General features: G+C 64.1%; 16 protein-coding genes. 11 read left to right on the top strand and 5 right to left on the bottom strand.

Features of this window, described 5'->3' with window-relative positions; all coding sequences use genetic code 11:
* Positions 1–65 precede the first annotated feature (65 nt).
* The 7 genes from NV382_RS02705 (at position 66) to NV382_RS02675 (ending at position 6223) form a co-directional block, all read left to right on the top strand.
* Positions 66–965, top strand: a complete 900-nt coding sequence (locus NV382_RS02705) for an amidohydrolase family protein (RefSeq protein ID WP_260599011.1) — start codon at positions 66–68, stop codon at positions 963–965.
* A complete protein-coding gene (ligA, locus tag NV382_RS02700) occupies positions 962–1426 on the top strand; it encodes a protocatechuate 4,5-dioxygenase subunit alpha (protein ID WP_260599010.1) in 465 nt (154 codons plus the stop codon). Before NV382_RS02705 ends, ligA begins: the two co-directional genes overlap by 4 nt.
* The gene (locus NV382_RS02695) at positions 1426–2265 is read left to right on the top strand and encodes a class III extradiol dioxygenase subunit beta (RefSeq protein WP_260599009.1); all 840 of its coding nucleotides are present in this window, start codon (positions 1426–1428) and stop codon (positions 2263–2265) included. Before ligA ends, NV382_RS02695 begins: the two co-directional genes overlap by 1 nt.
* 127 nt (positions 2266–2392) lie before the next feature.
* Positions 2393–3334 (top strand): Gfo/Idh/MocA family oxidoreductase, encoded by a 942-nt coding sequence (locus NV382_RS02690; RefSeq protein ID WP_260599008.1) that lies wholly within the window; start codon positions 2393–2395, stop codon positions 3332–3334.
* Positions 3335–3443: 109 nt separating this feature from the next.
* The gene (gene pobA / locus NV382_RS02685; protein ID WP_260599007.1) at positions 3444–4613 is read left to right on the top strand and encodes a 4-hydroxybenzoate 3-monooxygenase; all 1170 of its coding nucleotides are present in this window, start codon (positions 3444–3446) and stop codon (positions 4611–4613) included.
* 32 nt (positions 4614–4645) lie between these two features.
* On the top strand, positions 4646–5608 hold the full coding sequence (locus tag NV382_RS02680) for an alpha/beta hydrolase (RefSeq protein WP_260599006.1): 963 nt from the start codon (positions 4646–4648) through the stop codon (positions 5606–5608).
* 165 nt (positions 5609–5773) lie between these two features.
* Positions 5774–6223: a MarR family winged helix-turn-helix transcriptional regulator gene (locus tag NV382_RS02675; RefSeq protein ID WP_260599005.1), complete on the top strand. Its 450-nt coding sequence runs from the start codon at positions 5774–5776 to the stop codon at positions 6221–6223.
* 49 nt (positions 6224–6272) lie between these two features.
* On the opposite strand, the gene NV382_RS02670 is transcribed toward NV382_RS02675, so the two are convergent.
* The 5 genes from NV382_RS02670 to NV382_RS02650 all read right to left on the bottom strand — a co-directional run bounded on the left by NV382_RS02670 (position 6273) and on the right by NV382_RS02650 (position 17036).
* Entirely contained in the window at positions 6273–9035 is a 2763-nt protein-coding gene (locus NV382_RS02670) for a TonB-dependent receptor plug domain-containing protein (RefSeq protein ID WP_260599004.1), read from the bottom strand.
* 23 nt (positions 9036–9058) lie between these two features.
* Entirely contained in the window at positions 9059–10744 is a 1686-nt protein-coding gene (locus NV382_RS02665) for a CocE/NonD family hydrolase (protein WP_260600282.1), read from the bottom strand.
* Between the two features lie 205 nt (positions 10745–10949).
* The gene (locus NV382_RS02660; RefSeq protein WP_260599003.1) at positions 10950–13640 is read right to left on the bottom strand and encodes a TonB-dependent receptor domain-containing protein; all 2691 of its coding nucleotides are present in this window, start codon (positions 13638–13640) and stop codon (positions 10950–10952) included.
* 27 nt (positions 13641–13667) lie between these two features.
* Complete coding sequence (locus NV382_RS02655; protein ID WP_260599002.1) at positions 13668–15428, bottom strand: CocE/NonD family hydrolase; 1761 nt, start codon at positions 15426–15428, stop codon at positions 13668–13670.
* Between the two features lie 495 nt (positions 15429–15923).
* Positions 15924–17036: a 5-methyltetrahydropteroyltriglutamate--homocysteine S-methyltransferase gene (locus tag NV382_RS02650; RefSeq protein WP_260599001.1), complete on the bottom strand. Its 1113-nt coding sequence runs from the start codon at positions 17034–17036 to the stop codon at positions 15924–15926.
* Between the two features lie 87 nt (positions 17037–17123).
* Here NV382_RS02650 and NV382_RS02645 point away from each other — a divergent pair, with 87 nt between their 5' ends.
* The 4 genes from NV382_RS02645 to NV382_RS02630 all read left to right on the top strand — a co-directional run bounded on the left by NV382_RS02645 (position 17124) and on the right by NV382_RS02630 (position 20543).
* Positions 17124–18152: an aromatic ring-hydroxylating dioxygenase subunit alpha gene (locus NV382_RS02645; protein WP_260599000.1), complete on the top strand. Its 1029-nt coding sequence runs from the start codon at positions 17124–17126 to the stop codon at positions 18150–18152.
* Complete coding sequence (locus tag NV382_RS02640) at positions 18145–18573, top strand: MarR family winged helix-turn-helix transcriptional regulator (RefSeq protein ID WP_260598999.1); 429 nt, start codon at positions 18145–18147, stop codon at positions 18571–18573. Before NV382_RS02645 ends, NV382_RS02640 begins: the two co-directional genes overlap by 8 nt.
* A gap of 162 nt (positions 18574–18735) precedes the next feature.
* Positions 18736–19242, top strand: coding sequence for a TRAP transporter small permease (locus tag NV382_RS02635; RefSeq protein ID WP_260598998.1), 507 nt, complete (start codon positions 18736–18738; stop codon positions 19240–19242).
* Positions 19239–20543 carry a TRAP transporter large permease gene (locus NV382_RS02630; RefSeq protein ID WP_260598997.1) on the top strand — a complete coding sequence of 435 codons (1305 nt, stop codon included), beginning with the start codon at positions 19239–19241 and terminating at the stop codon, positions 20541–20543. Before NV382_RS02635 ends, NV382_RS02630 begins: the two co-directional genes overlap by 4 nt.
* The last annotated feature ends 1 nt before the right edge of the window (position 20544 follow it).

Genomic DNA, 20544 nt, shown 5'->3' with positions numbered 1-20544 from the left:
AGGACACAGCCTTCATGGCTCTGGATGCCGGATCAAGTCCGGCATGACGAACAGGAAAATCGCCGATGAGCGAGTTCCAGATGGACGCCAACTGGCTCTGCTTCGATCCCGCCCCCTCCAAGCCAAGCTTTACCCCGCCCCCCGGCGCCGTGGACGCGCATTGCCACGTCTTCGGCCCTGGCGACGAATTCCCCTATGCACCCGAACGCAAATACACGCCGTGCGACGCCGGCAAGGACAAGCTCTACGAACTGCGCGACTTCCTCGGCTTTTCGCGCAATGTCGTCGTCCAGGCGACGTGCCACGGCACCGACAATCGCGCGATGGTCGATGCGCTCGTCCATTCTGGCGGCAAGGCGCGCGGCGTCGCGACGGTGAGAGTCGACATTTCGTCGGACGAGCTGGCCGAGATGCACGCGGCCGGCGTGCGCGGGGTGCGCTTCAATTACGTCAAGCGGCTCGTCGATCCCAACCCAGACGAGTATTACCGCGGCATCATCGAGAAGATCGCCGCGTTCGGCTGGCACATCGTGGTCTATTTCGAAGCCGCCGATCTCGCCGAGAAATGGGACTTCTTCACCTCGCTGCCGACGACGGTGGTGGTCGACCATATGGGTCGACCCGACGTGACCAAGTCGCCCGACGGCCCCGAATTCGCGCGCTTCCTCGACTTCATGGACCGCGACAACGTCTGGTCCAAGGTCACCTGCCCCGAGCGGCTCTCCAAATCCGGGCCGCCGACCTATGACGATTTCGTGCCCTTCGCCCGCAAAGTGGTCGAAACCTATCCCGACCGCGTGCTGTGGGGAACCGATTGGCCGCATCCCAACCTCAACATGGTCGGCCACATGCCCGACGACGGCGCGCTGGTGAACATCATCCCGCGCATCGCACGCACCGCCGAGCTGCAGCGCAAGCTGCTGATCGACAACCCGATGCGCCTCTACTGGGGAGATTCCGCATGACGAGCCCACGCGATATCCACGCTTATCTCGCCGAGTTCGACGATATTCCCGGCACCCGCGTTTATACCGCCAAGCGTGCACGGCAGGGCTATCAGCTCAACCAGTTCGCGATGAGCCTGATGAAGCCGGAAAATCGCGAGCGCTGGAAGGCGGACGAAGCCGCCTATCTCGATGATTGGAAGATCACGCCGGAGCAGAAGCAGGCGGTGCTCGATCGCGATTACAACCGGCTGCTCGATCTGGGCGGCAATATCTATTTCCTGGCAAAGGTGTTCTCGACCGACGGGCTGTCGTTCCTGCAGGCGGTGAGCACGATGTCGGGCATGAGCGTGGAAGACTATTCGGCGATGATGGTCGCCGGGGGCCGATCGCCCGAGGGCGTGCGCTCGATCAAGGCCAACGCAGCCGGTGCTAATGCAGCAGCATCGCCTGCCGATACCAAAGACGTGGGAGACTCCTGATGGCGCGTATCACAGCCGGTGTCGCGACCAGCCACATCCCGGCGCTCGGCGTCGCGGTCGATCTCGGCAAGACCGAGGAAGCGTACTGGACGCCGGCCTTTGCCGGCTACGACTGGACCAAGGCGTGGGAGGCCGAACAGAAGCCGGACGTCGTGATCCTGGTCTATAACGACCATGCTTCCGCCTTCGACATGAAGATCATCCCGACCTTTGCGATCGGCTGCGCGGAGGAATATGAGCCCGCCGACGAAGGCTGGGGGCCGCGGCAAGTGCCCAACGTCGTCGGTCATCCCGATCTCGCCTGGCATATCGCGCAGAGCCTGATCCTCGACGAATTCGACATGACCATCATCAACGAGATGACGGTCGATCATGGCCTGACCGTACCGCTGTCGATGATGTTCGGTCAGCCTGCGGCATGGCCGTGCAAGGTGATCCCGATCGCGGTCAACGTGGTCACCTATCCGCCGCCTTCGGGCAATCGTTGCTGGGCGCTGGGCGAGGCAATCGCGCGCGCCGTGGAGAGCTTCCCCGACGACCTCAACGTACAGGTCTGGGGCACCGGCGGCATGAGCCATCAGCTGCAAGGGCCTCGCGCCGGGCTGATCAATGCGCCGTGGGACAATGACTTCCTCGACGGTCTGGTCGGCGACAGCGATCGGCTGCGCCACATGCCGCACATCGACTATCTGCGTGAGGCTGGCAGCGAAGGGATAGAACTCGTCATGTGGCTGATCATGCGTGGCAGCCTTGGGACGAGCACCCGGCTGCTGCACCGCCACTATCACGTACCCGCGAGCAACACCGCGGTCGGGCATATCGTGCTGGAGCCGACTTGATCTCCCTCTCCCCGCTGGCGGGGAGAGGGTCGGGGAGAGGGGCAGTCTCGCAAAACATAGCTAAGGGCCGACGGAGAGACAGCCCCTCTCCCCGGCCCTCTCCCCAAAGGGGAGAGGGAGAAGAAAAATGAAAATCGCCCTCGCCGGTGCCGGCGCGTTCGGAGAAAAGCATCTCGACGGCCTCAAGCTGATCGACGGCGTTGAGGTCACCAGCCTGGTTGGTCGTCGGCTGGAACCGACCCAGGCAATTGCCGCGAAGCACGGCATCGGCCACGCCACCACCGACCTCGCCGAGACACTCGCGCGCGACGATGTCGACGCGGTGATACTGTGCACGCCGACGCAGATGCATGCTGCTCAGGCGATCCAGTGCATGGAGGCCGGCAAGCACGTCCAGGTCGAGATCCCGCTCGCCGACAGCCTCGCCGATGCCGAGGCGGTGCTCGCCAAGCAGCAGGAGGCCGGCCTGACGTGCATGGTCGGCCACACGCGGCGCTTCAATCCGAGCCATCAATATATCCACCAGCGGATCGCGCGCGGCGATTTCGACATCCAGCAGATGGACGTGCAGACCTATTTCTTCCGTCGCAAGAACATGAATGCCAAGGGCGAAGCGCGCTCCTGGACGGATCACCTGCTGTGGCATCACGCCGCGCACACGGTCGATCTGTTCGCCTATCAGGCCGGCCCGATCGTCAAGGCCAACGCAATCGAAGGTCCGATCCACCCCGAGCTCGGCATCGCGATGGACATGTCGATCCAGTTGAAGGCGGAAAGCGGCGCGATCTGCACGCTGAGCCTGTCGTTCAACAACGATGGCCCGCTCGGCACCTTCTTCCGCTACATCGGCGACACCGCGACCTATCTCGCGCGCTACGACGATCTGTTTACCGGCAAGGACGAGCAGATCGACGTCTCAGACGTCGCCGTATCAATGAACGGCATCGAGTTACAGGACCGCGAGTTCATCGCGGCGATCCGCGAGGGCCGTGAGCCAAACAGCTCAGTAGCGCAGGTGCTCCCATGCTACCGCGTGCTCGACGCGCTCGAAAAGCAGCTCCAGGCATGAAGCTGCCCACCACCGTCTTGCCAACGAAAGCTAGGATCTCCTGCGGCTCTTTTCCTGCCCCTTCCCACGGGACCCCGGCTTTCCGTTGGGCAACGATCGGAGCGGGCGCGTGAAGACCCAGGTTGCGATCATCGGCTCGGGCCCGTCCGGGCTTCTGCTCGGACATCTGTTACGGGCGGCGGGGATCGAGTGTGTCGTCATCGAGCGCCAATCGCCCGATTACGTGCTCGGGCGGATACGCGCCGGTGTGCTGGAAACGACCACCACCGATCTGATGCACCGGCTTGGTGTCGACGCTCGGATGAACGCCGAGGGGCTGGTCGAGGAAGGCTTCAACCTCGCCGATGGCGAGCACCTGATACGCATCGACATCCGCAGGCTGACCGGCAAGCACGTCACCGTCTACGGCCAGACCGAAGTGACGCGCGACCTGATGGCCGCAGCACCCGAGCGTGGGCTGGAGATCGTGTACGAGGCCAAGGACGTCGCGCTGCATGATCTCGAAAGCGAGTCGCCGTCAGTCACCTATACCAAAAACGGCGTCGAGCACCGGCTGCACGCCGACTTCATTGCCGGCTGCGATGGTTTTCACGGCCCCTCGCGCAAGGCCATTCCGACGGCGAAAGTGCGTGAGTTCGAGCGGGTATATCCGTTCGGCTGGCTCGGCATCCTGGCCGACGTGCCGCCGTGCCATGGCGAGTTGATCTACTCAAACAGCGACCGCGGCTTTGCGCTGGCCTCGATGCGGTCGAACACGCGCAGTCGCTACTACATCCAGGTACCGCTGACAGAGCAGATCGAGAACTGGCCGGAAGAACGGCTGTGGGACGAACTTGCCGAGCGCTTCGATCCGATTTCGCAGCACAAGGTCACGCGCGGCCCGGCGCTCGAGATGTCGATCGCTCCGTTACGCTCCTACGTGTTCGAGACGATGCGCCACGGGCGGCTGTTCCTGGCCGGAGACGCCGCACACATCGTGCCGCCGACCGGCGCCAAGGGCCTCAACCTCGCCGCGTCTGACGTGCTGTATCTCTCCGAGGCGCTGATCGCGCATTTCGCCTCGGGTGAGGAACAGGCATTGCTCGACTATGAGGCACGCGCGCTGGCGCGGATCTGGAAGGCGGAGCGGTTCAGTTGGTCGCTGACCAAGCTGATGCATCGCTTCCCCGAAGACGGGCCGTTCGAACGCCGCATGCAGATCGCCGAGCTCGACTATCTGGCAGGTTCCACCGCGATGCAGACGGCGATCGCGGAAAACTATGTCGGCCTGCCGCTATAGCAACGCATTCAACGACGAAGATGGAGAGGCAAATGAAGAAGGCGATCCTGCTGGCCACGATGGTGGCGTTCGGCGCGACCGGCATCGCGCACGGCCAGCGCGAGATGACCCCCCAGGCGCGCCAGGCGATGGAGGCCGCCAACGCGGTTTATAACGCGATGCCCGACACTGCCGGCACTGGGCCGTATGCCGCGGTCAAGCTGACCGATCCGGGGCTGCCGGAGCACCTGATCTATCGGCCGGCCGATCTAAACGGCCTCGGCGCGCGCAAGCTCGGCGTGCTGGTGTGGGGCAATGGCGGCTGCAGCGATGATGCCGCAAGCGCCCGCCTCCACCTCGGCGAGATCGCCTCGCATGGCTATGTCGTGATCGCTCCCGGCAGTGCACTGACGGGCCCCGGCGCACCACGGCGCCCGAGTCCGCCGCCGCCCCCCGGGCCGCTCGGCATCAAGACGACGTCCGCACAAGTGTCGGCAGGCATCGACTGGGCGCTCACGGAGAACAACCGCCGGGGCAGTACGCTCTACCACCGGATCGACCCGAAGATGGTTGCCGTCTCAGGCCATAGCTGCGGAGGCCTGCAGGCGATAGAGATCGGTGCCGATGCTCGAGTGCACGCGGTGGTCGTGCACAATAGTGGCGTGTTCAAGGACGGCAGCAACCCGATCAAGGGCATCACCATCGGTAAATCCGCGCTGACGAGGCTGCACACCCCGGTCCTCTACGTCATGGGCGGGCCGACCGATGTCGCTTGGCCGAACGGGAACGACGATTTCGACAAGATCGATCATGTGCCGGCGGCGATCGCCAGCCTGGATGTCGGGCATGGCGGCACGTTCCATGACGCCAACGGCGGCAAGGTGACGCAGGTCGATGTCGCGTGGCTGGAGTGGCAGCTGCGCGGCGACAAGACGGCAGCGCGCTGGTTCAAGGGTGCGGATTGCGGCTTGTGCACCGATCCGAGCTGGACGTTCCGCAAGAAGCGTATCGACTGATCGCGCGTGCGGGAGCCGTACGGCGTCTCCCGCACGCAGCCGAGCATGGTGGCGCAGCGCACCGATCTGAAACGATCGGTCGTGATCGAAACGAACTCGCTTTGTTTGCGGGCCGCTATTGATTACAGCCGATTCATGGCTGTCTCGATCTTACCTGAAAGTTCCGTGAACGACGAGCATCTGGCGCTTGGCCGTCTCGGCGATTTCATCGGCTTCCGCCTGCGGCGGATCCAGAACCAATTGTCCAACGCCTTCACCGAGCAGAGCGTCGCGCTCGGCCTGCGGCCCGGTGAATTCTCGGCGTTGGCGATCATCTCGGCCAATCCTGGCCTGTCGCAGGGCAAGGTCGCGCGCGAGGTCGGGCTCGACAAATCCGCTGCCGTGGCAGTGATCGACGACCTCGAACGGCTTGGCCTAGCCGAGCGCCGGCGCTCGACCGAAGACCGGCGTCGGCACGCGCTCTACACCACCAAGGCCGGCGAAGCGGCGCTGAAGAAGCTGTTCGCCAAGCTGGAAGCGGTCGAAAAGGACGTCCTGAACGTGCTCGGCCCCCACGATGTGCAGGTGCTCAGCAACATGCTCGATCGCGTTTACGATTCGTGTTTCCGAAACTGACCTGACGCGGAGCGGGGAAGGAGGCAGCCCCCGTCCCCGCTATACCTATTTACAGCGCGAACGTTGCCGACAGCGACACGATGCGGCCGATCGGGTTCGATACGGTCGGATCGAAACCGCCGCCCCCATTCGGGCTCTGCGGAATGTTGACGAAGGGCGGATCGACGTTGAACGCGTTCGATACGTCCAGCGCCAGCGTCAGCTTGCTCGCCGCTGTCAGACCTTGGTCGAAGCGATGCGCCAGGTGCAGATCGAAGGTCGAATAGCTATCGACCTTCTGGATCGGGGCAATGCGGTCGTTCTTGTACTTGTTGGTGAAATTCCAGAACAAGATCGCGCTGTTGTCGCCATTGTCGTAGCCGACCGAACTGCGCGACCGGAAGCGCGGTGGGTTGAAGATCGTGTTCACGCTGTCGAGCAAGGGCGCGCTGGCGGATACGGCGGTACGATATTTGGTGAAGTAGGTGCCGTTGGTTGCCAGGTTGAAGTCGCCGAGGCGGTAGAAGACCTGGAAGTCCAGCCCTTGGGCAAGCGTCTTGCCGGCATTCACGTTTTGCCCATAGACGAACAATGTCGGGTTGGCCGGCACCGGTCCGAATGCCGGATAGCCCGCCGCCAGGAACGACTGGATCAGCGCCGCCGCCGCTGCACCCTGAACGATGCGGTCGCTATATTGCGCGGCCGAGGCCCCGCTTTGCAGGATCGAAAGGTCAGACAGGATCGAATTGACCTGCCCCGTATAGCGGATGTCGAAATAGTTCACGCTGGCACGCAGATTAGGCAAGGAGGGCGGCGCTATGTCGGCACCGAACGAATAAGTCCGCGCCTTCTCTGGTGTCAGAGGATTGCCGCCGGCGAAACCCGACAAGGTCGCGCCGGTGACGACGCCGTTCGGGGTGGAATAGTTCTGGATGAACAGCGCGCTGACCGCCCCGTTGATCTGAGTCAGGATCGGCGCGCGGAACGACGTGCCATAGCTGCCGTGCAGCTTGAGCCCGCGTACCGGCGACCAGTTGATGCCGATCTTCGGATTGCGCGACGTGCCGACATCCGAATAGTCGCTGATACGGCCGGCAAGCGACAGATCGAGCGAATGGAAGCCAGGAATGGCATTGTCGTCGCCGAAGATCGGCACGCGCAGTTCTCCGAACACCGACTTGATCGTGCGTGCTGAGGAAGAGCGCGACGACATGACTGCGCCGATGATGCCATTGTCGAGCCCGGTATAGATGCTCTCGCGGATGATCTCACCGCCGAGCGCTGCGCGCACCGCACCGCCGGGCAGCTGAAACAGCGAGCCGGAGACGTTGACTTCCCCTTCTTGCATCTTGTTCGTGCCGGGCGCGCCGAATACCGAGTTGAAGACGTTGTCGAGCACGGCCTGGCTGTTGTTGCCGAACGGATTAAGCGCCGTCGCGGGGTTGTTGCTGGCCAGCGCCTGCGCGAGCGCGGCATTGTTTACGCCACGCGTCGACAGGCTGTAGCTCTCGTCGCGGCCATAGGTGTAGCTGGCATCGAGCTGGAAATCGCCGAACAGCTTCCAATTCAGCGCCGCCGTGCCCTGCAGCACCTTGGCATAGCCCGACGTGGTGTTGATCGGCGCATTGTCGCCAAACGCGGTCTGCACCGTCTCGGATGTCGCGACCACGCCTGCCGGCAGGATGAAATAGGGATTGGTGTTCGGCAGCGTGACGGTCGCGGTGGTACCGGCCGGATTGAAGGCGAACTTGCGATGCGTGTAGAGCAGATCACCTGTAAGAGTGATGCGCGACCCGAGCTCCTGCGTCAGCGAGCCCATGATGCTGTCACGTTGCTGCGAGGGGATCAGATCCTGGTTCTTCAGCGTATCGCATCGGTTGACTGTGCCGGCGACCAGCCCCGGCAAGGCATAATCGACGCCGTTGACGTTGAGGTTGGCGGGGTTGCACTGCGTGCCACGGAAGTCCCCGCCGCCGCGCGAGCGCAGGTCTGCTGCATAGAAATCGCGATCACGACCGTTGAGCGCACGATGGCCGCTATGTTCGTAGGACAAGGTGACGTTGCCGGTCGCCCAATTATGCCCGCCGATCACGCCGACATTGTATTGGTTGTACGCATTGTCGTCCGCCAGCCCGTATTGCGCACGCGCCTCCAACCCGTTGAAGCGGCGGCGCGTGATCAGGTTGACGACACCCGCGACCGCATCCGAACCGTAGATCGCCGACGCACCGTCCGCAACAACCTCGACGCGCTGGATCGCGATCGTCGGAATGGCGCTGGGATCGGGCAGGCCGCCCGAGGAACCCGACTGCACGATCCGGTGGCCGTTGAGCAGGGTCAGCGTCGCGAACGGCCCGATGCCGCGGATGTTGAAGCCAGAGCTGTAGGTGATGTTGCCGGCGCCGCCCGACGTGCTGCGGCTGCTCTCGCTCACGCCCTGGTTGATAACCTGCGGCAGGTTCTGCACGAGCTGGGTGGTGTTGGTAGCGCCAGAGGCGAGCAGATCGGAGCGGCTCTGTTCGATCAGGGCGGAGCCGACCGGGGCGACGCCGCGGATGCGGCTGCCGGTGACGACCACGTCAGCTGCTGGAGTCTCCGGAGCGGCCTGTTCGGGGCTCGGCTGCGCAGCGCCCGTGTCGGAGGGTGCAGCGGTGCCGCTGGTGCTGGTGTCGCCGCGCGTCACGTCGGTGCTGTCGGGTACTTGCGTGGCCGGAGCGTTCTGCCCCGCCTCTGCGGGCACCGTTTGAGCCTGTACCGCGCCGGCCCAGATCAGGGCGGCGAGCGCTACGCCTGAGCGCAGGCCGCGTCCGAAGCCCTTGTTGGTGTCGAGCATCATTCTCTCCTGTAGATGAAACATCATTGTGGCGTGGTCTCGAACTGGACCGGCGTGGTGAACGGGATATCGATGCGGGAGCCGCCCGCGCCGCCGTAGAAGGTCCAGCGTTGCGCCAGGCCGCCGCGGATCGCCGCGAGGTTGCGCTGACGCGGATCGGCGCCCGCCAGCGCGACGCGCAGCCGGTGATGCGGCTGCACGACATAGGATCGCGGCGACAGTTCGAAGGTCAGGGTCGTCGGCCGGCCGGGGATCAGCGGCGTATCGTCACGCTTCAGACCCGACCGATAAGGCAGATCAAGGTTCGCATACGGCGCCTTGGCGAGCGTGCGATGGCTGCCCGCCAGCCGCCCCTGCGCCAACACCACCGCCTTGCCGTCGGGAGCGACATCCTCGAGATAGGCGAAAATGTTGGCCGCAGGACCGTTGGCGGCCGCGCGCACCGATACAATCGTAAAGCCCTCGATAGTCGCCGACCTGGCCAGCGGCGCGGTGGTGAAGGTTGCTGCGTGCCCGTCCGGAGAGGCCGGCCAGAATGGGAAATAGCCTTCGGTCGGGATATCATAATCGATGCGGTAGTCGAAGGTGCCGGGTGCCGGGACACGTGAGCCCAGCGTACCGTCGACGCGGCGGCTGGCCATGCCGAGGAACAAGGGCGTGCGCTTGATACCGACGCCGGGCAGCCGGTCCGAACGGATCAGCGCGCCGCCGGCTCCGTCTTCCCGCCACCAGCTATATTTGGGCTCCGTATCGATGCCGTTGCGAATGCCCTTCAAATAACGATCAAAGAAGCGCTTCTGGATCGCATTGATGTCGAACTGCTTGGGCACGTCGCAATGGCTGCCCGGCCCGACGATCAGCTTGGCGGGCAAATTGGCGGCCGAACGAATGACCTGCTCGGTCGGTTCGTCGTTCCAATTGCCCCACAAATACCAGGCGACGCCCGGCGCGGTCATCGCCGCCTTGTGGGTGTAGGGTCCGACCTCTTCCCAGAAACGTGTGCCGGTCAGAGGTGAAACGCTATCGCGGTAAGGAATACCGTACCACAAGGGCGCCATTGGCGTGTTGCCGGCATGCTGCGCCACCGCTTGTTTCAACAGCACGCCGCCCGTGTCGGCATCGACCGGTACGCTGTCCAGATCGGGCGTGATCGGATCTTCGGGACGCGTGTTGAATTGACCGGTAATGCCGCCGCGGCGGACGAAATCGTATTTGTCCCAGTCGGTCGCTGCCGAGAACACCGCCTTCACCGCCGGTGGGCGGGCACCGGCGACGAGCATTGCCGTGCCGCCGAGATAGGAACAGCCGATCAGGCCGACATCGCCGCTGGCATAAGGCTGGGCCGCCAGCCAGGCAACGATCTCCGCGCCGTCCTTGGCCTCGGTCTGATCGAGAAAGCCGCGTCGCGCGCCGAACGAGGCGCCCTTGCCGCGGATGTCCGCCGTGGCGACGACGTAGCCGCTATGCACCAGATCGCGCAGCCCGAACTGCGGCGAATCGACAAGCTCGACCAGCTTGCCCTTGTCGTAATAGCGCGCGCGATAGGGCGTGAAGGCGAACACCACCGGCGCCTTGGTCGCGACCGGCTTGCCGCCTGCCGCCGGACGATAGATGTTGACGGCCAGGCGGGTGCCGTCGCGCATGGGTAGGTAAATGGACTGTCGCGCCACCAGCGGGTCGGCCTGCTGCGCCAGCGCGCTCAGCGGCATCAAGGACAACATCGTTGCGGCACACGCTACTACGTGAGTCCGCCTACCAAGCCGCTCGGTCACGACCACCTCTCCCAGGAACGATCTGCGCGTCCTACAGTCAGGTGTTATATAGTACTGTTGTACTTATCAACCGATACAGAGCGGTTTATTGCTGGAATGTTTCGGGCGCGCGATCGATGCCGATCACGCGCCCGGTCGCCGCTCAGAACTTGGTACGCAGCGAAGCAGAAATGAGCCGGCCGGTCGGGTTCGACGCGGTCGCGTCATACCCGCCGCTGCCGTTTCCGGACGGCGCCAAGTTGACGTAGGGCGGATCGATATCGAACACGTTGCGCACTTCGGCACCCAGCACGGTGTTGTCGAGCACGTTGTTGCCACCCTGATTGCCGAGCGTCCAGGCGATGCTGAAGTCGATCGGCGTGTAGCTCTTCACGCTTTCGAACGGTGTCACCGCGTTGTTGCGATACCCGCCGACATGCGTGGCGGTCAGCTGCGCCCGGAACGGCGCCAGATCCCAGGTTACGCTGCCACGCGCCTTGAACTTCAGCGGGAAGAAGATCGTGTTGCGGCGGTCGATCGCGGGTGCCGCTTCGGTGATCGAGACTTCGTAACGTGTCAGGTACGTGCCGCTGAGGTTCATGCCGAACGTGCCGACATTGTCGGTCGGCAACGTATAATTCGCGACGAGGTCGATACCCTCCGTCTTCGATTTCCCCAGATTGTTGTTCCGCCCGTCGACGAACAAGGTGACGTTCGCCGCACTCCCGCCCGGCAAGGCACCAACCACGTTGATCCCCTGCGCCTGCAATTCCGCAACACGCGCCGCTGCCGCCGCGCCGCGCAGGATGATGCCGGTGCCGGCAAACTGGTCTTCGCGTGCGACGATCGCGAGATCCGAAAGGTAGGAATCGACCTGATTGGTATATTCGACGTTGAAATAGGTGGCGTTCAGGCGCAGCCGGCCGAGTTCGAGATCGGCACCGGCCGACCACGTAGTCGCCTCTTCCGGCTTGAGACCGAGATTGGCACCCGACAGCGCCACGCCGGTGATCGGTGCTCCTGCCGGGTTCTGATAGGTCTGCACGAACAAATTGTTCGAATTGCCGTAGATCTGCGAGATGAGCGGCGCGCGGAATGAGGTGCCGTAGCTGCCGCGGAACGTCAGGCCACGCACAGGCGACCAGTTGATGCCGAACTTGGGATTGGTCGTGCTGCCGACGTCACTGTATTTGTCGTAACGAACCGCGGCGTCGAGATCGAGCCGGCGGATGCCGGGGATGGCATTCTCAGCGCTGAACAGCGGCACGAGCAATTCGGCATAAGCGGAGTCGACGCGCCGCGAGAAGGTGCGATAAACCACCTTGGACCCACGCACGCCGCGGACATTGCCGAGGATCGTCTCGATCTCCTGCCCCTCATAGCCGGCCGCCAGTTTCACGTCGCCGCCACCCAGGTGGAACAGCGAGCCATTCAGCCGCGCTTCGTAGCCGGTGAAGTGGTTGAGCGTAGGGGCCAGGAACACCTGGTCGTAGATCGCATCCAGGGTGGCCTGCGAGGTACGGCCCTGGCCGTAGGGATCGAAGGCGGTCGCCGGATTGCTGCTCGCCAGAGCCGTGGCAAGTGCGGCATTGTTCAGACCGTAATAGGAATCGGACTGGTCGTCCCCGCGGCCATAGCTGTAGACGCCTTCCGCCTGCCAGTCGCCGAACAGCTTGACGCGGACGCCGGGGGAAATCTGGTAGTTTTCGGCGCTGCCCGGATTGGGCGCGCGGAACAGGTCGTTCTGGAAGTTGTAGCCGAGCGTGTAGTTGGTGCCGGTGAAGCCGGCCGGTCGCACGAAGAAGGCATTGCTCTGCGGCACCGTCAACGACGCGCTCGGGTAAGCCGGCAGACGCAGGAACTTGCGGTAGGAATAGAAGCCGTCGGCAAACAAGGTGACCCGGTCGCCGATCTCCTGCGTGAAGGTCATGTTCGCGGAATCATATTGCTGCTGCGGGAACAGATCCTGCCCGACGATGTCGTCGCAGCGGTTGCTCGTGCCGGGCACCAAAGCGCCGGCATTCGCCTGGGTCACGCCGCCGACGGGAATGGCATAGCTGATGCCGCCGGCCGTGATCGTGCCGGGATTGCAGCGGTTGACGCGGTAATCGCCGCCGCCAAATGCGGTCTGGTCGGAGCGGAAGAAACTGCGGTCGTTGCCGTTCAGGTTCGATCGGAACGTATGTTCCAGCGCGACCATGATCTGGCCCTGGCTCCATTTGTGGCCGAAGGCGGCACCGACCTGCCACTCGTGGAAATCGTCCGCAAAGCCATAGCGCGCGGAAGCTTCGATACCGTCGAGCGAGCGGCGCGGGATGAGGTTGACCACGCCGGCGACGGCATCCGAACCGTAAATCGCCGACGCACCGTCGGCGACGACCTCGACCCGTTCGAGACCAATGGTCGGGATGACAGAGGGGTCGAATGCGCGGCTGTTGTTCACCGCGCGGTGCCCGTCGACCAGAATCAGCGTCGCATAGGGCCCTATGCCTCGGAGGTTGACGCTGTTGCCGTAGGAGATGTTGCCGTTGCCGCCCGACTGGCCGCGCGAATTCTGGCTGACGCCTAGATCGAAGACCTGCGGGATTTGCTTGATCAGCTGGTCGGTGGTGGCGGCGCCGGAGGCGACGACATCTTCGCGTCCGAGCGAGATCACGGTCGATCCAACCGGTGCGGCGCCGCGCACCCGGCTGCCGGTGACGATGATGTCGGCCGTCGGTTCCTGGTTGACGGTCGGGCCGGCATCCGGCGCTTGCGTGGTCTCGGACGGAGTCGTCTGCTGCGCGGCGGCGGCACCGGCCCATAGCATTGCCGTCATCGCAACGCCCGTGGCGATCCTGGTCTTGGTCTTCATGGTCTGTCCTCCCCTTGCGCCCGCTGATCAGCGGAACGTCGGTTTCGTTGTAAATGGAATGTCGATGCGCGAGGCCACCGCGCCGCCGGTCGCCACGGTGAACACCGGCGGCGGCGTCTGCTTGATCTCGGCCAGGTTGCGCTGGCGCGGATCGGCGCCGGTCAACGTCACGCGGATGCGGTGCCCGGCGGCAAAGGTATAGGCACGCGGCACCATCGAGAAGGCGAGTTCGGCCGCTTTGCCGGGCACCATCGGCAGCGCGTCTGCGCGCAAGCCGGAATGATAGGGCAGATCGAGCCGATCATAGGGTGCGCGCCCGAGCTTGCGGTGCGATGCCGCCAGCCGTCCGAACGACACGATATAAGCCTTACCCGCTGGATCGACGTCCTCGAGATAAGCGAACAGGTTGGCGTCCGGCCGATCGAGTGCCGTGACGATGTGGGCAATGGGATAGCCGGTCATGGCGGCATCGCCGGCAAGCGCTGGGCTGGTGAAGGTCAGCCCCTTGCCGTCCTGCGAAGGTGGCCAGAAGGCGAAATACTCGCCCTGCCCGACATTGTAGTCGACGATGAACGGTACCTTCGCCGATTTGCCCGGCGCCAGTGTGACCGCCTCGGCACCGGACAGATAAAGCGGCGATCGCTTGATGCCGACGCCCGGCAGCGTTGCCGACTGCACCATCGTACCGGCGCCGACGCCCTTGCCTGGAGTCTCGCTGTACCAGGACGCGCGCGGACCCCGCTCGAAGCCGTTGTCGATGCCCTTCAGATAATGGTCGAAGAACGATTTCTGCTCCCCGGCAATGTCGAACGCCGCAGGCGGCACGCAATGACTACCCGGACCTATGAGGATGCGCGACTTGAGGTTGGCCGCGTTCAGGATCATCTGCTCGGTCGGCTCATCCTCCCAATTGCTCCACAGCAGCCAGGCGAGTTGCGGGCTCTGCAGCGCCTTGAGATGGGTGTAGGGGCCGACCTCTTCCCAGAAGCGGTTCTTCGTCAGCGGGGACGCATCGTCGCGGTACGGCATGCCGTACCACAAAGCGGCCATTGGCGTGTTGCCGGCATGTTCGGCCACTGCTGCCTTCAGCATGGTACCGTCGCGATCTGCATCGACCGGCACGCTGGCGAGATCGACGGCCAGCGGCTCGTCCGGGCGCGTGTTGAACTGCCCGGTAATGCCGCCGTTGCGCACGAAGCTGTATTTGTCGAGGTCGGTCGCCGCGGCGAACACCGCGCGTAAGGATGGTGGTAGTGTGCCCGCCACCAGCATTGCCGAACCGCCGAGATAAGAGCAGCCGGTAAGCCCGACCTTGCCGCTCGACCACGGCTTCTTCGCCAGCCATTCGATCAAATCGTAACCGTCATGCGCTTCGGTCTGGTCGAGAAAGCCGCGACGCGCTCCGAACGAAGCACCCTTGCCGCGCACATCGGCGGTGGCGACGACATAGCCGGATTTAACCAGCGCACGCAGGCCGAATACGGGTGAATCCACCAGTTCGACAATCTTGCCGTCCTTGTCGACATAGCGCGCGCGATAGGGCGTGAAGGCGAAAACGATCGGCAGCGGCGTCTCTACCGCGCGTCCGTTTCGGACCGGGCGGTAGATGTTGAGCGCCAGCCGCGTGCCATCGCGCACGGGCACATAGATCGATTCGCGAATGAAGTGCGGATCAGCCCGGGCAGCGGCCGCACTGGGGGCGGCGATGGCGGGCAGCACGGCGTTTGCCGACAGGGCCAATGCGGCAATCGCCAAGGCCATTTGCCGATGAACATCCTGCGCCGACATCGTGCCTACATCCTCTCACATCACGCCGGTCTGTGCCGGAATTGCCATGATGTAGAACACATTTAGTTATAGGTGACAACTATCGTTTCTACAGAAGTTCTTGATTTTGGCAGAGGCGCCGAAGGCGGATAAAGCCCAGGATCAAGTCGCGTACCCTCCCGCTGGTGACAAGCTTGCGAGGACGCGCAGCTGCGGTCATGGCTACATCAATCAGACGTCACCGCGGGCTTGTCCGGTGGCTGCACCGTTTGGACATGTACCACCCGTCATCCCCCGCGCAGGCGGGGATCCATACCGGCTGGCTTCGCACCCAAAGTCCTGATGTCCAAGTTTATGGATCCCCGCCTGCGCTGGGATGACGACTATGCTCGAGCGAGATGGCCGTCGACCGGGGTCCACCTCGCGGCTTGCGCCACAATATCGGCTGACCTAGAGGGTGCGGCACGGTGAACCCCGGAACAAATCCGGGTGACGAGCGGCACGCTCTGCTAAACCCTACGCATCGCCCCAAACGTCACGTGCCACGTCGATCACCAACTGCATCTTTGCACGCTGCTGCTCGACCGCGATGTCGTTGCCGTGGACGGTGGAGGAGAAGCCGCACTGCGGCGAGAGCGCCATCTGGTCGAGCGGCATGTGCTTGGCCGCTTCGTCGATGCGACGCTTGATGTCGTCGGCATTCTCCAACTCGCCGAGCTTGGTCGTGACCAGGCCGAGCACCACGGTCTTGTCCTTGGGCACGTGCCGCAACGGTGCGAAATCGCCCGAACGGGGATCGTCATATTCGAGGAAATAGCCGTCGATCGCCAGTTCGTTGAACAGCACTTCCGCGACCGGCTCGTAGCCGCCCTCCGCCGCCCAGGACGAGCGGAAATTGCCCCGGCACAGGTGGACGCAGACGACCATGTCGGCCGGCCGATCGCGGATCGAGTCGTTGATGATCCGTGCGTAGAGACGCGGCAACTCGTCCGGATCCATGCCCCGCGCACGGGCATTGGCCCGCTGCGTGTCGTCGCACAGATACGCAAGGTTGGTATCGTCGAGCTGCAGGTATCGGCAACCGGCATCGGCCAGGCTGGCGATCTCGGCGCGATAGGCGGCGGACAGATCGGTGTAGAATTGATCGAGATCGGGATAGGCCTGCGCGTCGATTGCATCGCGCCCGCCGCGGAAGTGCAGCATGGTCGGCGACGGAATCGTCACCTTGGGCGTAGCCGATGTGACGCTCGCCAGGAATTCGAAATCGCGGCGCTGGATGTCGCGAGCATGCTCGATCTTGCCGGTGATCTTCATCACGGGTGGTGCGTAGGACAGTTCCTCGCCACCATGACGATGGAAATGCACTTGCGTGCCGCCGGCTTCCTCGACGCCGTCGAGCTGCAGCAGGAAATCGGTGTGGAAATAGGTGCGGCGAAACTCGCCATCGGTGATGCCCTTCAGGCCGAGCCCTTCCTGGAACCCAACGATACCTCGGATCGATTCGTCCTCGACACGGCGCAGCGCGGCGGCATCGATGGTGCCGGCCTGGAACTGCGTACGTGCCTCGATCAGCGCTGCCGGCCGCAGGAAACTGCCGACATGATCGGCGCGAAACGGGGATGTAGCCATCGCATTCTCTCCACTTGACTTACGATTATCCGTACGTGCTACTTACAATCGACGCGGTTATCAAGCCGACGCGAAGAGGAGATGGAGATGACCTGGATCACCAATCGCTGGTATGTCGCGGCATGGGATAGCGAGGTGGATCGCGCGCCGATCGCCCGCACGATCTGCGGCGAGCCGGTCATGCTGTACCGCAAGCTCGATCGATCGATCGTCGCGATGCGCGACGCGTGCCCGCACCGGCTGCTGCCGCTGTCGATGGGGATCAAGGAAGGCGATTCGATCCGGTGCCGCTATCACGGCCTGCTGATCGGCCCGGACGGGGTGGCCACGGAAATGCCGGTGAAATCGGAAAAGGTGCCCAAGGCCGTTTGCGCGACCCTGTACCCGGTGGTCGAGAAACACCGCTTCGTCTGGGTGTGGATTGGCGAGGCGGCGAAGGCCGATCCGGCGACGATCCCGGATTTCTGGCCATGCAGCGCCCCCGGCTGGACGTTCGACGGGGGCTATAACCACATCGCCTGCGATTACCGTTTGGTGATCGACAACCTGATGGACCTGAGCCACGAAACCTATGTCCATCAAGGATCGATCGGGCAGCACGAGATCAACGAGACGCCGATCGATACGATCGTCGAGGGCAGCGCGGTACGCGTACAGCGCTGGATGCCGGGGATCGAGCCCCCACCCTTCTGGCGCGATGCGCTGCGGCTGGATGGCCCGGTCGACCGCTGGCAGATCTGCCATTTCGTCGAGCCATCGAACGTGCTGATCGACGTCGGCGTGGCACCGGTTGCGGCCGGAGCGACCCCCGAGCATCACGATCAGGGCGTGCGCGGCATGGTCATCGATGCGATGACTCCGGAAAGCGACGGCACGACGCATTATTTCTGGGGCATGGCGCGCAATTTCGATATCGACGATGCCGGCTTCACCGCGCGGTTCAAGGCGCAGCAGGGCCGCGTGTTCGACGAGGATGTCGAGGTTCTGGAGGCGCAGCAGAAATCCATGGCAGCAAACCCCGACATGAAGCTGCGCGGCTATTCGATCGACCAAGGGAGCGTCCGCGCCCGGGCGATGATCACGCGGCTAGCGACGATGGAGTTGGTGGATGGATGATGCCGGGCGCGGCGCACTGGACGACATTCTCGGCCTGCGCATCCGCCTGGCGCACGGCACGGTGCAACGGCACTTTGCCGAGCATTGCGCGCATCTCGGGCTGACGCAGAAGCAGGTATCGGTCTTGTGGCTGGTACACGATGCGCCGGGCACGACCCAGACCGATGTCGCGCGCACGCTGCAGATGGATCGCGCGACGACGATGGCGATCGTGCATGCGCTCGAGAAGCGTGGGTTGCTCGTGCGTGCGCGTGCGGGGTCGGATGCTCGGCGTATCGGGTTCAGGCTGACGCAGGGTGGCGAGCGGATGCTGGAGGAGGCGCGCGTCGCCATTGGCGAGCACGAGGCATGGCTTAAGGAGCGCTTCACCGCGCGCGAACTGACGACGCTGTCGCGCCTGCTCGAACGGATTTACCAGTAGGGTCGCGACGGGGCCCGGCCTTTGCCGGGGGACAGCCTTGTCTTGCCCTCCACTCCGGCCCGCCCGAAATCGCAAATCGGTGGATTGACAAACTATCTGTAAACCTCACTATATGATGCAAGGCCAGGCGGTCACGACCGCACGCATGGCCAAGGGAGAGTGATGGATATCAACGCCGACACTGGCAGCACGCCCGTCGCCGACCCAGCCCGACGGACATCCTTGGCCACGCGACTTGCTGTCATGGTGGGCAGCATCGGCTTGCTGGGTGCGATGGCAACCGATGCGCTTGCGGTACTTGGCCGGCATACCGGCTTCTCGGTGCTCGGCTCGATCGAGATCGTCCAGACGATGATCGTCCTGCTTGCTTCCTCGGCGATCGTATTGGCCACGTTGGAACGCAATCATGCCGCGGTGCACATCCTGACCGAACGGTTGGCACCACCGACCGCCGCCCGACTGGCACGCGCGGCGAACGTGGCATCGGCGGTGATCGTCGCCGTCCTGCTGATCGGCGCGCTGTGGCTGATGTTCGATTTGTGGGGCGCGCACGAGCGGTCCGAATTGCTCCATATTCCGTTCCGCGTGCTGCGCGCGATCTTCGCCGCCGCCCTGTTGATCGTCGCGCTCGTCTTCGCGCGCCAGGCCATAGGGGCGCGCACGCGATGACGCCCGAACTGATCGGCTTTATCGGCATCGCCGCATTGCTCATCCTGCTGACACTCGGCGTGCCGATCGGCATCGGGCTAGGCGCCGTCGGTCTGGCCGGCATCGCCATCCTCATCTCGCCCGAAGCGGCGGTGATCAAGGGCGGCGTCGTGGCGTTCGAAGTCGTCACCAAATACGAACTGGGCGTGTTGCCGCTGTTCCTGCTGATGGCGCATCTGTGCTTCGCCGCGGGTGCGAGCCGCGATTTCTTCGACGTGGCGGCGCGCTTCGTCGGGCACCGCCGCGGCGGCTTGGCGCTCGCCTCGATCGCCGGCTGTGCCGGGTTCGGCGCGATCAGTGGATCGAGCCTTGCCACGGTTGCCACGGTCGGCTCGGCCGCGCTGCCCGAGATGCGCCGCGCCGGCTACCAGCCCGGCTTCGCCGCCGGCGCGCTCGCCGCTGGCGGCACGCTGGGCGCGTTGATCCCGCCGTCGGGCGCGCTGATCGTGTTTGGCATCATCGCCGAACAATCGATCGGCAAGCTGTTCGCTGCGGCGATCATTCCGGGCCTCACCCAGGCTTTGTTCTACATGGCAGCGATCACCATCCTGTGCCATTTTCGCCCGGCACTGGGGCCGCGCTCCGTGCGCGTCGGCTGGGCCGAGCGGCTGCGCAGCCTGGGCAAGATCGCGGACATCGCCGTGCTGATCACGTTCGTCATCGGCGGGTTGATGATCGGCTGGTTTACTCCGACCGAGGCCGCCTCGGTAGGCGTCGTCGCAGCATTCGGACTGTGCGCGCTGCGCGGCGCGTTCAACCGCCGGCTGATCGGTGAGGCGGTGACCAGCACGCTGCGCACCACCGGCATGATCTACGTCATCATCATCGGCGCGATCCTGTTCGCGACGTTCGTCAGCGTCACCGGTATCGCCGATCTGATGGCGACGACGGTGCGCGACATGCATGCCAGCCCGGTGCTCGCAATCTGCGCGATGGCGTTGCTGCTGCTCATACTCGGCTCGTTCCTCGACGGGCTGGCGCTGATGCTGCTGGCGACGCCCATCTTCCTGCCGATCGCACTCGAACTGCACTACAGCCCGATCTGGTTCGGCATCTTCCTAGTGCGGACGATGGAGATCGGCTTCGTCCATCCGCCGCTCGGGCTCAACGTCTATGTCATTCAGGGCATCGGCAAGGACATTCCCTTGGGCGCGATCTTCCGGGGCATCGTGCCGTTCCTGATCGCCGACTTCCTGCATCTCGCCCTGATCATCGCGGTTCCCGCGCTGACCCTGTGGCTGCCCAGCATTGCGGGAGTCTGAG

The sequence above is a fragment of the Sphingomonas endolithica genome, from assembly GCF_025231525.1.
Lineage (GTDB): Bacteria > Pseudomonadota > Alphaproteobacteria > Sphingomonadales > Sphingomonadaceae > Sphingomonas > Sphingomonas endolithica.
This window is presented reverse-complemented; position numbering and strand designations above follow the sequence as displayed.

Excerpts from the sequence above, each read along its gene's own strand:
- NV382_RS02690 (WP_260599008.1), top strand. The coding sequence starts at position 2,393 with ATGAAAATCGCCCTCGCCGGTGCCGGCGCGTTCGGAGAAAAGCATCTC.
- NV382_RS02645 (WP_260599000.1), top strand. The coding sequence starts at position 17,124 with ATGACCTGGATCACCAATCGCTGGTATGTCGCGGCATGGGATAGCGAG.
- NV382_RS02665 (WP_260600282.1), bottom strand. The coding sequence starts at position 10,744 with ATGCCGCTGAGCGCGCTGGCGCAGCAGGCCGACCCGCTGGTGGCGCGA.
- NV382_RS02655 (WP_260599002.1), bottom strand. The coding sequence starts at position 15,428 with ATGTCGGCGCAGGATGTTCATCGGCAAATGGCCTTGGCGATTGCCGCA.
- NV382_RS02630 (WP_260598997.1), top strand. The coding sequence starts at position 19,239 with ATGACGCCCGAACTGATCGGCTTTATCGGCATCGCCGCATTGCTCATC.
- NV382_RS02650 (WP_260599001.1), bottom strand. The coding sequence starts at position 17,036 with ATGGCTACATCCCCGTTTCGCGCCGATCATGTCGGCAGTTTCCTGCGG.
- NV382_RS02640 (WP_260598999.1), top strand. The coding sequence starts at position 18,145 with ATGGATGATGCCGGGCGCGGCGCACTGGACGACATTCTCGGCCTGCGC.
- NV382_RS02670 (WP_260599004.1), bottom strand. The coding sequence starts at position 9,035 with ATGCTCGACACCAACAAGGGCTTCGGACGCGGCCTGCGCTCAGGCGTA.
- NV382_RS02705 (WP_260599011.1), top strand. The coding sequence starts at position 66 with ATGAGCGAGTTCCAGATGGACGCCAACTGGCTCTGCTTCGATCCCGCC.
- NV382_RS02695 (WP_260599009.1), top strand. The coding sequence starts at position 1,426 with ATGGCGCGTATCACAGCCGGTGTCGCGACCAGCCACATCCCGGCGCTC.
- NV382_RS02680 (WP_260599006.1), top strand. The coding sequence starts at position 4,646 with ATGAAGAAGGCGATCCTGCTGGCCACGATGGTGGCGTTCGGCGCGACC.
- NV382_RS02635 (WP_260598998.1), top strand. The coding sequence starts at position 18,736 with ATGGATATCAACGCCGACACTGGCAGCACGCCCGTCGCCGACCCAGCC.
- ligA (WP_260599010.1), top strand. The coding sequence starts at position 962 with ATGACGAGCCCACGCGATATCCACGCTTATCTCGCCGAGTTCGACGAT.
- NV382_RS02660 (WP_260599003.1), bottom strand. The coding sequence starts at position 13,640 with ATGAAGACCAAGACCAGGATCGCCACGGGCGTTGCGATGACGGCAATG.